Source organism: Micromonospora sp. NBC_00362, from assembly GCF_026342155.1.
GTDB lineage: Bacteria > Actinomycetota > Actinomycetes > Mycobacteriales > Micromonosporaceae > Micromonospora > Micromonospora hortensis.
On the sequence record NZ_JAPENH010000001.1, the window covers coordinates 6,724,372 to 6,737,814 of the forward strand.

At 72.7% G+C, this 13,443-nt stretch carries 10 protein-coding genes; 6 read left to right on the forward strand and 4 right to left on the reverse strand.

The window, feature by feature from the left end:
• The first annotated feature begins 44 nt into the window (after positions 1-44).
• The gene (locus tag OG992_RS31090) at positions 45-1,925 is read left to right on the forward strand and encodes a PucR family transcriptional regulator ligand-binding domain-containing protein (RefSeq protein ID WP_266304997.1); all 1,881 of its coding nucleotides are present in this window, start codon (positions 45-47) and stop codon (positions 1,923-1,925) included.
• 446 nt (positions 1,926-2,371) lie between these two features.
• Here OG992_RS31090 and OG992_RS31095 read toward each other — a convergent pair whose 3' ends face one another.
• Positions 2,372-3,721: a hypothetical protein gene (locus OG992_RS31095; protein WP_238687064.1), complete on the reverse strand. Its 1,350-nt coding sequence runs from the start codon at positions 3,719-3,721 to the stop codon at positions 2,372-2,374.
• Positions 3,722-3,803: 82 nt separating this feature from the next.
• On the opposite strand from OG992_RS31095, the gene murD reads away from it, so the two are divergent.
• Positions 3,804-5,150 (forward strand): UDP-N-acetylmuramoyl-L-alanine--D-glutamate ligase, encoded by a 1,347-nt coding sequence (murD, locus tag OG992_RS31100; RefSeq protein ID WP_266304998.1) that lies wholly within the window; start codon positions 3,804-3,806, stop codon positions 5,148-5,150.
• 33 nt (positions 5,151-5,183) lie between these two features.
• Here murD and OG992_RS31105 read toward each other — a convergent pair whose 3' ends face one another.
• The gene (locus OG992_RS31105; protein WP_238687066.1) at positions 5,184-6,152 is read right to left on the reverse strand and encodes a hypothetical protein; all 969 of its coding nucleotides are present in this window, start codon (positions 6,150-6,152) and stop codon (positions 5,184-5,186) included.
• A gap of 86 nt (positions 6,153-6,238) precedes the next feature.
• Here OG992_RS31105 and OG992_RS31110 point away from each other — a divergent pair, with 86 nt between their 5' ends.
• Complete coding sequence (locus tag OG992_RS31110) at positions 6,239-7,111, forward strand: hypothetical protein (protein WP_266304999.1); 873 nt, start codon at positions 6,239-6,241, stop codon at positions 7,109-7,111.
• Between the two features lie 31 nt (positions 7,112-7,142).
• A complete protein-coding gene (locus tag OG992_RS31115; RefSeq protein ID WP_266305000.1) occupies positions 7,143-7,955 on the forward strand; it encodes a hypothetical protein in 813 nt (270 codons plus the stop codon).
• Here the strand turns inward: OG992_RS31115 and OG992_RS31120 are convergent.
• Positions 7,939-8,832 carry a glutamate cyclase domain-containing protein gene (locus tag OG992_RS31120; protein WP_266305001.1) on the reverse strand — a complete coding sequence of 298 codons (894 nt, stop codon included), beginning with the start codon at positions 8,830-8,832 and terminating at the stop codon, positions 7,939-7,941. The two genes, OG992_RS31115 and OG992_RS31120, sit on opposite strands and share 17 nt — an antisense overlap.
• A gap of 240 nt (positions 8,833-9,072) precedes the next feature.
• Between OG992_RS31120 and OG992_RS31125 the strand changes: the two genes are divergently transcribed.
• Both OG992_RS31125 and OG992_RS31130 read left to right on the forward strand, forming a co-directional pair.
• The gene (locus OG992_RS31125) at positions 9,073-10,371 is read left to right on the forward strand and encodes an aspartate aminotransferase family protein (protein WP_266305002.1); all 1,299 of its coding nucleotides are present in this window, start codon (positions 9,073-9,075) and stop codon (positions 10,369-10,371) included.
• A complete protein-coding gene (locus OG992_RS31130) occupies positions 10,368-11,855 on the forward strand; it encodes a CoA-acylating methylmalonate-semialdehyde dehydrogenase (RefSeq protein ID WP_266305003.1) in 1,488 nt (495 codons plus the stop codon). Before OG992_RS31125 ends, OG992_RS31130 begins: the two co-directional genes overlap by 4 nt.
• On the opposite strand, the gene OG992_RS31135 is transcribed toward OG992_RS31130, so the two are convergent.
• Positions 11,827-13,281 (reverse strand): acyltransferase, encoded by a 1,455-nt coding sequence (locus OG992_RS31135; RefSeq protein ID WP_266305004.1) that lies wholly within the window; start codon positions 13,279-13,281, stop codon positions 11,827-11,829. The two genes, OG992_RS31130 and OG992_RS31135, sit on opposite strands and share 29 nt — an antisense overlap.
• Positions 13,282-13,443 lie beyond the last annotated feature (162 nt).

Genomic DNA, 13,443 nt, shown 5'->3' on the forward strand with positions numbered 1-13,443 from the left:
CTCGCGCCGGTGGCAAGTCGAGTTCCGGCGTCACGGACGGTAGCGTGGCGGCCGTGTTCCCTACCGTCCGTGAGGTCCTCGCCCTGGACCCGGTCCGCCACGGCGCGCCACGCGTCGTCGCCGGCGACGAAGGGCTGGACCGACCCGTCCGCTGGGTGCATGTCGCCGAGGTGCCGGACATCGCCACCCTGCTCGGCGGTGGCGAACTGGTGCTCACCACCGGCATCGGTCTGCCCGGGGACGACGCCGGGTTACGCGCCTTCATCGGTGATCTCGCCGACGTCGGAGTCTCCGGGCTCGTCGTCGAGTTGGGCCGCCGGTACGTCAGCGGTGTGCCGCGGGTGATGGCCGCCGCCGCCGAACGGCGTGGGCTGCCCCTGGTGGAGCTGCGCCGGGCCACCCCGTTCGTCCGGATCACCGAGGCGGTGCACGCGCTCATCGTCGACGCGCAGCTCACCGAGCTACGCGCCACCGAGGAGATCCACCAGCGGTTCAACGACCTGTCCGTCGAGGGCGCCGACGCCGCCGAGGTGATCCGCCAGGCCGCCGAGCTGTCCGGTTGCCCAGTGGTGCTGGAGAACCTGTCCCGGCAGGTGCTCGGGTACGACCCGGCGGGCGAGAGCGCTGAGCTGCTGCTGGACGGCTGGGAGCAGCACTCCCGGCGGATCCGCCCGGCCGGGCGGACCGCGTACGACGCGGACAGCGGCTGGCTGGTGACCACCGTCGGCGCTCGGGGGCAGGACTGGGGTCGGCTGCTGCTGCGCTGGCCGGCCAGCGGGGACGTGCCCAGCGCCCGGGCCGTCGAACCGGCAGCGGGCTCGCCGACCCGGCTCACCATCCTGATCGAGCGGGCCGCGTCCACCCTCGCGCTGGGCCGGCTGATCCGCCGCGACGCCGAGGGCCTGGAACGGCAGATCCACCGCACCCTGCTCACCGCGCTGCTGGACCACTCCCGTCCGGTGGACGAGGTGGGGCTGCGGGCCAAGGCGCTCGGCGTGGTGCTCGACCGACGGCACCTGGTCGGCGTGATGGTCCGGCACCGCGCCGACGACCCTGCGGGGGAGGTCGGCCCCGAGGCCGGTCAGGCCCGGCTACGTGATCTCTCCGAGGCGGTCGGCCAGGCCCTGCGGGAGGCGAAGCTGACCGCGCTGACCAGCGCCGTCGACGACCACTCGGTGGGCGCGCTGCTGGCCCTGCCGGACCCGGCCGCCGAGGATCGCGCGCTGTCCGCGTTCGCCAGCGCCCTTCGTCGGGTACGCCTCGACGCCGGCACCGGCCGACCGGCGCCCGGTGTCGAACCGGCGCGGGCCGCCTCCGGCGTCGACGTGTCCCGTCCCGCATCCGACGCTTCCCGTGCGGCGGTCGGCGCCGATCCGGCCCGTACGGGCTTCGGCGTAGATGCGTCCCGCGCGGCGTCCGGTGTCGAGGCCGCTCGGTCGGGGGTCGGTGTCGACCCGTTCCGGGGCGCTGGCCCGGGTGCCGTGATCGTGGCCGCCGGTTCCGGGGTGGGCACCCTGCGGGAGGCCCGCCGGTCGCTGGTCGAGGCGCGGCAGATCGCCGAGGCGGCCCGTCGGGACCGGCGTGACCTACCGACCTTCCGGCTGCCGCACGTCGGCCTGGCCGGGCTGCTGCACCTGCTGCGCGACGAGCCCCGCCTGCAGACGTTCGTGGAACGCGAACTCGGCGCGCTACTGGAGTACGACGCTCGGCACCCCCGGGAACAGTTGCTCGACACCTTGCGCGCGTACCTGGAGCAGGGCCGTAACAAGTCTGCCGGCGCCGCCGCCGCCCACCTGTCCCGGCCGGCCTTCTACGAACGCCTGGCCCGCATCGCCCGCATCCTCGACGTGGACCTGGATTCGGTGGAGGCCAGCCTCTCCCTACACGTAGCCCTACTTGCCCTGGAAGCAGTCCGCACCCCCTAACCCCACCCCACCCCACCCCACCCAAGCCCCGCCCGCGTCGATCAAGGAGTTGTGGTGGGCGGCAGAAGGCGCGAAAACGTCTATTGCGCCCACCAGAACGCCATGATCGACGGGGGCGGGGTCGGCCTGGCGTAGTGGTGGCATAGAGGGCCGGCACGCTATCGAGTTGATGTCGTGAACGAATCGCGCGGCCCGGCCCGGCCCGGCCCGGCTCGGCTCGGCTCGGCTCGGGTCGGGTCGGCTCGGCTCGGCTCGGGTCGGCTCGGGTCGGCCCGGCCCGGCTCGGCTCAACCGCGCCCTGATTCGTTTACGACATCAGCTCCAAAGGAGCAGGGGCACACTCCCCAGGGGCGGGGCGGGGCGGGGCGGGGCGGGGCGGGGCGGGGCGGGGCGGGGCGGGGCGGGGCGGGGCGGGGCCGACTGGGGAAAGTGGGCCCACTTCCGAGTCAGGTGAGGGAATTCAGGGCTTTGGCGTACGTGGGTGGGATGTGGTTGGGGCCGCCGGGGGTGAAGACGTCCGAGTGGGCCACCGCGGACCAGGCCGTCTCCGGGACGGCGTCGACCAGGGCCTGGATCACCGGGGCGTCGCGCCACTGGTCTTGCTCGGCGAGCAGGCCGAGGGCCACCACCGACTCCTCGACCTCGCCCACGCACTCGAACGGCTTGTGCCCGTCCACGCCCAGCAACTCGCGGTAGCCGGGGATCTGCGACTCGTCGGCCAGCAGGTCACCCCCGAAGATGCCCACCACCCGCTCGCGCGGCATGAACGGCGCCATGGCCAGGAAGACGAAGCGGCACTTCGGGCAGTCACGGCACCAGCGCTCACTCGCGTCGCGCAGCTTGAACGCCTGGTTGCAGCTGGTCACCACGTCGTCGTACCTGGTGAACTCGGCGAACAGCCGCGCGATGTGCAGCTCGGACAACGAACGCAGCAGGGAGAAGTACGGGTCGGTCAGGCCGGCGTGCTCGGCCAGCGACGCGCGCAGCAGCCCCTCCGCCTCGACGCCCTTGGACCACTGGTGGTTGATCTCGTGGCCGTTCCAGACCAGGTTCGGGTCGGACGCCGAACGCTCGTTGGACATCACCACCGGGCCCAGCCCGTGCAGGACGGCGGTGGCCACCGCGATCAGGGAGTTGATGGCGGTGACCGGAATGTGCCCGTTCAACGCGCCGGCCGCGTTCAGGTCGAACAGCACCGGGTCGATGCGCCGCCGGGCGGCCAGCGGGACCAGCCCGGACGCCTCGTTGACAGCGACGATCACGTGGTTCGGGTTGACCGAGAACGGCACCGGGTCCAGCTCGGCGCGGCGCAGCGCCTCCAGGCTGACGATCGAGTCCTTACCGCCGCCGACCGCCGAGAGCGGGCGACGGTCCGAGTCGTCGTACACCCGGGGCGACTCCGGGGTGCCGGCCGGAACCTCCGGGCGCAGCTCGAGCACGTGCGGCAGTTGGTTGCGGTACGCGTACTCAGCGAGGCCCTTGGTGTAGACGGTCGTGACGTAGTCGACGGTGGCCGCGCCCAGCGGCGCCGGCAGCACGAGTCGGGGCGGCGCGGCGGCCTTGTAGTAGCTGACCCCGGCGACGAGGTGCAGCACCTCCAACACCCGGTCGAGGGTCGCCACCGTCTCGTCGGAGGGCGGTTCCGCCGGCAGCGGGAGCGTGATCACCTCGGTGAACCGCTGCTCACCGGCCGGGCCGGTCAGGGCGTAGTCGAACAACACCTCGCCGGTGGCGAAGTCGATCGAGTAGGACGGGAAGGTGAAGGCGTCCATCCGCCGGAGCTGCTCGTTGGGCACACGCCATACTAGGCCCTGGTTCGTCCGGCCGTGTCCGGACCGGGCCCGCCCTGCCGCCGCCGTGACCCACGAGGAGAGCCCCGTGCGCCTTTCTGACCTGCGCGGACGTACCGTCGCCGTCTGGGGCACCGGTCGGGAGGGCCGGGCCGCTGTGACCGCCATCGCCGCGCACGGCCCGGCCGAGCTGGTCGCCGTGGACGACAGCGCGAACTTCCTGTCGCTGCCCTGGGACGGCCCCCTGGCCGAGGCGGCGCCGTTGGTCACCGGCGAGGCGGGCTTCGAACGGCTGGCCGCCGCCGACGTGGTGGTCCGCTCCCCGGGCGTGCCCCAGACCCACCCGTGGCTGATCGAGCTGCGTCGCCGCGGGATCCTGGTGACCCAGGGCACCGCGTTGTGGATGGCCGACCACGCCGCGCGCACCGTCGGGGTCACCGGCAGCAAGGGCAAGAGCACCACCTCCAGCCTGATCAGTCACCTGCTCACCGCGATGGGCAAACCGAACGTCTTCGGCGGCAACATCGGGGTGCCGACCCTGGACCTGCCGGACGCGGAGCTGTACGTGCTGGAGCTGTCCAGCTACCAGTGCAGCGACCTCACCGACTCGCCCCGGGTGGCGGTGGTCACCGCGCTCTTCCCCGAGCACCTGGACGCGCACGGTGGGGAACGGGAGTACTACCGGGACAAGCTCAACCTGCTCGCCCACGACCCGCAGACGATCGTGGTCAACGGCGGCGACCCCCGGCTCGCCGCGGAGCTGGGTGAGCTGTCGGCGATCCGGGCCGGTCGCCCCGACACCACCCACGTCGCCACCGGCGTCGACGGCACGCAGTGGTTCCACGTCGGTGACCAGCCGCTCTTCCCGCGTGCCGTGCTGCCGCTGGTCGGCCGGCACAACGAGGGCAACCTCTGTGTCGCGCTCGCCGTGCTCGACGCGCTCGGCGTGGACGTGGTAGCCGGCAAGGACCACCTGGCCGTCGCGGTCGCCGAGTTCCAGGGGCTGGCCCACCGGCTCACCGAGATCACCGACCCGTCCGGGCTGACGTTCGTCGACGACACACTGGCCACCAGCCCGTACGCGGCCATGCACGCCATCGACGCGTACGACGGGCGGCCGTTGACGGTGATCGTCGGAGGCAACGACAGAGGGCTGGACTACACGCCGTTGGCCGAGCACCTGGCCGAGCGGGAGCTGACAGTCATCGGGATTCCGGACAGCGGCACCCGGATCGTCGAGGTGCTCGCCGGCCTGCCGAAGGTGCGTACCGAACTGGTCGACGACCTGGTGGACGCGGTCCGGCTGTCCCGCGAGGTGACCCCGGCCGGCGGGGTGGTGCTGCTGTCCCCGGCCGCGCCCAGCTACGGCCGGTTCCGCAACTTCGAGCACCGCTCCGAGGTCTTCGCCCAGGCCGTCGCCGACACCGCCCGCTGAGCCCGGCTCAGCCGACGGGCCTGGCCTTCCACGTCAGCGCGGGTGAAGCCCGGCGTGCAGGGCACGCATCGAGCGGATCGCCGAGCGGATCTCCTGGAGGTAGCGCCCCGGCGTGAGCGTCTGCTCGGGCAGCACCGCCAGGTCGGCGAGCGTCGGGTCCACGCCGACCGTGTCGATGGCGCACCCGTACGGCACGGCCAGCGTGCGTAGCGCGTCGCAGTGCTGGAACGGCACGTAGATCGGCGCGGTGACCATCAGGACCTTGTCGCCCGGCGCGAGCCGGACGTGGCCGGCCCAGAACCGCTGGGTGTCGGCGGTGTGGGCCCGCCGCTGGTCGGGTTCGCTGGACGGCGCGGCCAGCACCCGGATCGGCGGCAGCCCGTCCGGTCGGTAGGTCCGCGACGACCAGGAGTGGTGTGGGTGGCCGGCGTCGACGCCGGCCTGCTCGGCCGGGGCGGCCACCTCGAACACCCGGCGGACGGCCGTGTCCAGCACGTCCACCTCGGTCTCGTCGGCCGGCAGGCCCGCCTCGGCGAGCGTGCGTCGTTCCCCGTTCGACAGCGGCCGGAAGCTGCCCAGGACGGCGACCTCGCCGCTCACCGGTAGGCCGGCGCGGAGCAGGTGCGCGGCGTAGCCGACGCGGCGTACGCAGGCGTGCGCCAGGCCGCCGAGCACCACCAGGTGGGCGTACGCCGACCGGGCCGGTGGCACCGGGTGGATCAGCCCGAGCGTGGCAGCCGCGTCGAGCACCAGTGTCGCGGTGGCCGGGTCGAGGTCGGGCTCCCGGGCGTCGGGCCGTTCCCGGCCGCCTCGGAAGTCCCAGTGGCGGGCGGAGAAGTCGTCGAGGAAGCGGAGCACGTCGGTGAGGTCACCGTCGGGCCAGCGGCCACCGAAGTGGGCGACGAGGCCGCGGAGCGGGGTGGAGCAGACCCAGGTCTGGATCTCCGCCGTGATCCGCTCGTCGTCCGTTCCGGTCGACGGCGCCGCGTCCGCTCTGTGCACAGCCGGATGCTACCGGCCCGCCGCGGTGGGGCCGGTGCTTGTGGTTGCTGTCTACGCTGGCGAGAGCGGCTGATTGGGGGATCTCGATGAACCGTGACGTGGCCCGTCAGCGGTTACGGGAGGGCGGCGGTTCCACCGCCGGCTTCGTCCGGCTGGTGGCGCACACCGACCCGGTGGCGTTGGTCGGCATCACGCTGTCGATCACCCTCAGCATCGTGCTCGACCTCAGCAACGCCGCCTCCGGGGTGGAGTCGCTGCTGGCCGGTCTGATGGGCATCACCATCTCGCTGTTGGTCGACTCGCTGGCCCGCGCGGAGCGCCGCTTCCACCTGCGCACGCTGCTGGACGGCCCGCCCTGGCTGGTCCGCACCACCACTGAGCTGGCCGGGGCGATGCGGGAGGCGGCCGAGCAGCACGCGGGCACCCGGGTCGCGGTGGAGGCGCAGCGGCGCTACGAGCAGTTCCGGTTGGAGGCCGAGCAGCTCGCTGACGGTCGGATCATCCGGCGCGGTGACGAGGACGAGGATCTGGTCGGCGCGACCCGCGCCTGCGTACGCCGGCTGGACGGGTTGACGAACGTGATGCCTCGGGTGAGCGGGGAGCTGAGCTGGTGGCGCAGTGAGATCGGCCGGCGCTACTGGGAGGCCAACGTGGAGGCCCTGCAACGGGGTGTCCAGATCACCCGGGTCTTCGTCTACGCCACGCTGACCGACGATCTGTCCGCCCTGGTGGAGAAGCAACGCGCGGCCGGGGCGCGGGTGGGTTTGCTGCCTATCGGGGTGGTGAGTCCGCACCTGCACGTGAACTTGACGCTCTGGGACGGGTCGAGCTGTTGGGAGGCCCACATGACCGCGCACGGCGAGATCGGCGAGAATCAGTTCTCGGTCAACCGGACGGACGTCGCTCGGCTCACCCGCGTGTTCGACAGCTGCGCGAACGCCGCGACCTTCCAGGACTGACGGCCCCCACCGGGGCGGGAACGGGTGAGCCATGACGTTGAGCGCGGTCCTGCTGGTGACGGCAGTGGTATGGGCGGTCAGCGTGATCCGCTCCGTCCGGCTCCGCGCGCTGGTCTACAGCCTGCCGCTGCCGATGACGCTCGCCCTGCTCACCACCGACTATCGGGTGGACGGCGCGCAGGTGCTCGGTGTGCTCGGGCTCAATCTCTTCTTCGTCACAGTGGCGGTCACCCACCGGCGGTGGCGTTGGCCGATCCTGCTCGCCGACGTCGCGGGGATCGGCGTCTACGTGGCGCTGAGCGCCGGCCTGTTGGCCGTCCACATTCCGTTCGAGGTGGCCCTCGCCGGCACGCTCGTGCTCTGGCTGGCGGCCATCCTGTGGCTGCGCCGCCGTGCCCGCCGACGTGGTGCTCCCACTGAGGAGACGGTCGCCGTCGCGGAGACCCGCCCGGACGGGCTGCCGGCGTTGCTCAAGCTGGTGGTGATCTTCGTTGGGGCGGTCCTCACCCAACTGCTCGGCGCGGTGCTGCGCGGCATGGTGGTGACGTTCCCGTACTCGGGGGTGCTGGTCGCCGTCGAGGCCCGCCGGCAGTTGGCCGAGTTCAGTCGGCACTTCGCTCGCAACAGCCTCGCGCTGGTCGGCTTCCTCACCGCGTACCACTACCTCCAGGACGTCTCGTCGGCCGCGGCGCTGGGCGCCGGCTGGGCGGCCTTCGCTGTGGTCGCAGCCGCCCTGCACCTGCCGTTGCGCCCCCGACAGGTTGCGCACGCGCGAGCGGCGAGCCGCCCGCCGAGGTCACTGCGGCCGGCTACCGAGCCACAGACACCTACCGGGCTTCCCTGACCAGCTCGGCGATCCGGATGAGCGGTTCGGCGTACGCGGGCCAGTCGAGGCCGTCGACGCTGAGCGTGGGGCGTCGGCGTACGCCGTCCACCGCGCCCGCGCGCACTATCGCGGTCAGCAGGTCGTACGACCAGGCGGGCTCCAGCAGCGTCCGAAGCTGGGGCACATCCGGGCGGAGCAGTGACAGCGCGCCGACGAGGGCGGCTGCGGCCCAGTTGGACGTGCCGCCGACGAGCAGCGCGTCAGCGCCCACCACGCACCGGATCCGCTCGCCCGAGGCGACCACCCGTCCGATCAGGTCCGCCGGCAGAAGGCCCATGCCGAGTTCGTTGCCGCCGTCGCCGATGCCGATCCGGTAGGCCGACCCGGAGGTGTAGAGCCGGTCCAGGGGTGCGGTGTGCGCGCCGATGTCCTCGCCGCGCATGTTGCGGGGCCGACCGTCCACCCCGGGCCCGACCCGTTCGCAGGCGACGAGGTGGGTCAGCCGGCCGTACTCGGGGAGCAGGGCGGCGGCCCACTCCTCGTACCCCCGCAGCGGCGCGACGTCGACCGGCAGGCCCGGCGCGGCGGCGGCGACGGCCGCCTCGACCACCGGGGCGCAGGGTTCGTCGGTGACGAGCCGGCACCGGCCACCGAGCTGGCGCAGCGCGGCGGCGATCTGGACCGCGCCGAGCGGGCCGTCGGTCTCCGCGGCGGGTGGCTCGGCGCCGGGGATGAAGAACCCGGTGAACACCGCGGCGTCCGGCGCCCCGGCGGCGAGCGACCGGGCGGCGGCCAACAGTCCGCCGGCCGCGGGTTCGGCCAGCGCCTCGCTGCCCCGGCCCACCTCGCGTGCGGCGACGCGCTCCAGTTCGGCGACCGTCTCTTCGATGCGCACCGTGTGGCCTCCCCGGCGACAGTGGACCGACCCAGGGTAGCGGCGGGTGACCATACTGCGGATTCAGTGGGATTTTCCCATGAGTGCTGCGGAAATCATGGGTCAAGGCCAACCCTTGCCGTGGAAACCGTTGACGTGCTGTCAGGTTGGGACTCCCATGCGCTACAGGCTGACAGTTGTTCGCATCGACCGGCGGTGGGAGCGTGCGGTATCCACGAACGCCGCTGAAGGGTTGCCACGATGACCGACGACCTGCTGGCCCGGCACCGGGCCGTGCTCCCGTCCTGGATGCCGTTGTACTACGCCGAGCCGCTCGAGTTGGTCTCCGGCTCGGGCCGCCGGGTCACCGACGCGCAGGGGCGCAGCTACCTGGACTTCTTCGGCGGCGTGCTGACCAACATGATCGGGTACGACATTCCGGAGATCCGGGAGGCCGTCGAGCGGCAGCTCGCCACCGGCATCGCGCACACCTCGACGCTCTACCTGATCCGCCAACAGGTGGAGCTGGCCGAGAAGATCGCCCAGCGCTCCGGCATCCCGGACGCCCGGGTGTTCTTCACCAACTCCGGCACGGAGGCGAACGAGGCGGCGCTGCTGGTCGCCACCAACCACCGCCGCTCGCACCAGATCCTGGCCGTGCGCAACAGTTACCACGGCCGGTCGTACGCGGCGATGGGCGTCACCGGCAACCGCAACTGGTCGGCCAGCGGCCTCAACCCGCTCCAGGTGGCCTGGCTGCACTCCGGTGACCGGGTGCGTGGTCTGCTGGCCCGGCTCAGCGCCGACGAGCAGGTCGACGCGGCGGTGGAGGACCTGCGTGAGGTCTTGGCCACCCAGACCGCCGGTGACGTGGCAGCGCTCATCGCCGAGCCGATCCAGGGCGTTGGCGGTTTCGTGCACCCGCCGGACGGGCTCTTCGCCGGCTGGAAGAAGGTCCTCGACGAGCACGGCATCCTGTTCATCGCCGACGAGGTGCAGACCGGCTGGGGGCGTACCGGGGAGCACTTCTGGGGTTACCAGGCGCACGGCGTCACCCCCGACCTGCTCACCTTCGCCAAGGGCATCGGCAACGGGTTCGCCCTGGCCGGGGTGGTCGGCCGGGCCGAGGTGCTGGAGTCGGTGCCGGCCATCAGCTTCTCCACCTTCGGCGGCAATCCGATCTCCACGGCGGCCGGCAACGCGGTGCTCGACTACCTGATCGCCCACGACCTCCAGGCGAACGCGGCCCGCGTCGGCGTGATCCTCGCCGACGGCCTGCGGTCCGCGGTGGGCGGGCTCGACTGCGTCGCCGAGGTACGCGGAAAGGGGCTGATGCTCGGCGTCGAGTTCGTCCGGCCGGGCGGCAGTGAGCCGGATCCGGCGCTGACCAACCGGGTCTTCGAAGCCGCCCGCGACGGTGGCCTGCTCACCGGCAAGGGCGGCCTCCACGGCAACGTGCTGCGGATGGGTCCACCGTTGACGCTGACCGAGGAGGAGGCCCGTGAGGGCCTGGCGATCCTCGTCGACGCGATCCGAACGGCTGCGGGGGTGGCGGCATGAGCATCGGTCACTTCATCGACGGCAAGCGGGTCGACGGCACGTCGCGGCGGCGCGGTGACGTGTTCGACCCGGCGACAGGTCGGCGTACCGCCGAGGTCGAGCTGGCCTCGGCAGCGGACGTCGACGTGGCGGTGCGGGCCGCCGTCCGCGCGGCGCGGGCCTGGCGGGACGCGTCGCTGGCCCGGCGGTCCGCTGTGCTGTTCGCCTTCCGGGAGTTGGTGCACACCCGGCGGGACCGGCTCGCGGAGGTGGTCACCGCCGAGCACGGCAAGGTGCTCGCCGACGCCGCCGGCGAGGTGCAGCGCGGCCTTGAGGTCATCGAGTACGCGTGCGGCCTGCCGTCGGCGCTGCGCGGCGCGTTCAGCGAGAACGTGTCCACCGAGGTCGACTCGTACACCATCCGGCAGCCGCTCGGGGTGGTCGCGGTGATCTCCCCGTTCAACTTCCCGGTGATGGTGCCGCTGTGGTTCGTGCCGGTGGCGGTGGCCTGCGGCAACGCGGTGGTGCTCAAGCCGAGCGAGAAGGACCCGAGCGCGGCGCTGCTGCTGGCCGAGTGGTTCGCCGAGGCGGGCCTGCCCGACGGGGTGCTCACCGTGGTCAACGGCGACTCCGAGGCGGTCGACGCGTTGCTGGATCACCCGGAGGTGCGGGCGGTGTCGTTCGTCGGCTCCACCCCGATCGCCAGGTACGTCTACCAACGCGGAACTGCCGCCGGCAAGCGGGTGCAGGCGCTCGGTGGGGCGAAGAACCACATGGTGGTGCTCCCGGACGCCGATCTGGACCTGGCCGCCGACGCGGCGGTCAACGCCGGGTTCGGCTCGGCGGGGGAGCGGTGCATGGCCATCTCGGTGCTGGTGGCTGTGGAGCCGGTGGCGGACGCGCTGGTCGAGCGGATCGCGGCGAGAGTGACCGGTCTGCGCATCGGCGACGGCCGACGGGGCTGCGACATGGGCCCGTTGGTGACCGCCGCGCACGCGGTGAAGGTGCGCTCCTACGTGGACGCTGGTGTCGCCGCCGGCGCGGTGCCGGTGGTGGACGGGCGGGACGTGACGCCCGACGGCGACCCGGACGGTTTCTGGCTCGGCCCGACGCTGTTCGACCGGGTGACCCCTGACATGTCGATCTACACCGACGAGATCTTCGGGCCGGTGCTGAGCGTGGTGCGGGTCGGCTCGTACGACGAGGCGGTTGACCTGGTCAACGCCAGCCCGTACGGCAACGGCACGGCGATCTTCACCAACGACGGTGGGGCGGCCCGGCGCTACCAGCACGAGGTGGAGGTGGGCATGGTCGGGATCAACGTGCCCATCCCGGTGCCGATGGCGTACCACTCGTTCGGCGGCTGGAAGTCGTCGCTCTTCGGTGACCTGCACGCGCACGGCGAGGACGGGGTGCGCTTCTTCACCCGGGGCAAGGTCGTCACCAGCCGCTGGTTGGATCCGCGCCACGGCGGGGTCAACCTCGGGTTCCCCACCCAGACCTGAGCAGTCGCAGCACGCCCGCCCCGGCCAGGTACGCCACCAGCGCCGGGACGGGCGTGCCGAGCGGCTCCGGGGCCTGCTGCGGCGTGGTGCTGTTGATCAGCAGCGCGGCCACCACGGCGGCGTAGCCGGCCACCGCCAATGCCGCCCGGGCCGGGGTGCCCCGAGGGGTCCCCCGTCCGGTGCGGTGGCGGCCGCTGCGCGCCTCCACCGTTCCGAAGATGGCGACCAGCACCGCCAGAACGGCGCTGAGCAGCAGCAACCAGGGCACCCGCCAGGCCCACCAGGCGGCCGTGTCGACCGTCGGGGTGGGCAGCGTCCCGACCGCGTCGAGCAACCCGATCAGCAGGATCGCGGCGGTCAGGTGCCAGAGGAAGACGGTCAGCACCACCAGGTTGACCCCGATCACCACCTGCCACGGCCCGCTGCGGCGCAGCAGTCGTTCGGCAGGGCCGCGCAGCAGCAGGATCAGACCGAGCTGGCCGGCGGCGACGGCCAGCAACGCGAGGCTGGGTGGTGCGGCGTTGTCGAGCCGCTCGTCGGGCACCTTGAGCATGGCCACCGGCCAGGGGCCGAGGACGGTGAGCAGCAGCACCGCGCCCAGCCCGCCGCCCAGGAAGGCCAGACCGGCCCGGTGGGAGGTGGGCAGCCGCCGTCGGCGTACCCCCGGACGGTCGGGAGTCGGCGGCCCGGCAGCGTCGGTCGCGGCAGGTGGTGGCGCGGTTGCGCCGGCCTTCGCGGGCGGTGGCGTCTTCGGGTCGGCAGGTGGTGGCGTGGCGCGGGCGTCGTGCCAGGCGAAGCCGAGCTGGTGGACGGCGAGCCAACCGAACAGGTAGTTGCCGTAACTCAGCTCCTCCGGCCCGTTCAGTCGGCCGAGGTCGCCGAGGCCGACCACCGCGACGAGCGCCAGCGGCACGGCCAGGCCGAGGCGGCGGTGCAGCGCGTACATCGGTGGGGTGAGCACGACCGCCGCCAGGTAGGCGACCAGGAACCAGAGCGGAATGGTGGCGAACCAGAACACCTCGCGAATCTGGGTCGGGTCGGCGCCGCGCAGCCAAGCGACCGCCGCGACCGCGGTGAGCACCAGCAGCAGCGTGCTGGTGGGGCGGACCAGGCGGGCACTGCGGTCGATCAGCCAGCCGGCGGAGTCGCCGCCGCGGGCCCGCAGCCGGGTCAGCGAGGCCGCGTTGGCGTACCCCCCGACCAGGAAGAAGACCGGCATCACCTGGGCCAGCCAGGTCAGCGGGTACGCCCAGCGCAGGTCGCCGAGCGCGGAGTGCCCGGTGGCCTGCCCGTCGGGGTCGCGCCCGACCACCGTGACGCTCCAGTGTCCGAGAACGACCATGGTGATGGCGAGCGCGCGGAGCAGGTCGACGTACCGTTCCCGCCCAGCCGGGGTGCGCTCGGCCAGCTGGCGCAGACGGCGCATCGCCTCAGGTTAGGCGACCCGGCGGCGGCTGGTGGTGATAACGGTTCGGCCCTCAGGACTTGAAGTCCGAGCCCGGCTGTCGTAGAAATTCTTCAGCAACAGAGCATGAACTGAAGAGAACTACCGTCCCTCGCGCGGCGGACGCCTCCCCCACAGACCGGC

Excerpts from the sequence above, each read along its gene's own strand:
- OG992_RS31110 (WP_266304999.1), top strand. The coding sequence starts at position 6,239 with ATGAACCGTGACGTGGCCCGTCAGCGGTTACGGGAGGGCGGCGGTTCC.
- OG992_RS31115 (WP_266305000.1), top strand. The coding sequence starts at position 7,143 with ATGACGTTGAGCGCGGTCCTGCTGGTGACGGCAGTGGTATGGGCGGTC.
- OG992_RS31125 (WP_266305002.1), top strand. The coding sequence starts at position 9,073 with ATGACCGACGACCTGCTGGCCCGGCACCGGGCCGTGCTCCCGTCCTGG.
- OG992_RS31130 (WP_266305003.1), top strand. The coding sequence starts at position 10,368 with ATGAGCATCGGTCACTTCATCGACGGCAAGCGGGTCGACGGCACGTCG.
- OG992_RS31135 (WP_266305004.1), bottom strand. The coding sequence starts at position 13,281 with ATGCGCCGTCTGCGCCAGCTGGCCGAGCGCACCCCGGCTGGGCGGGAA.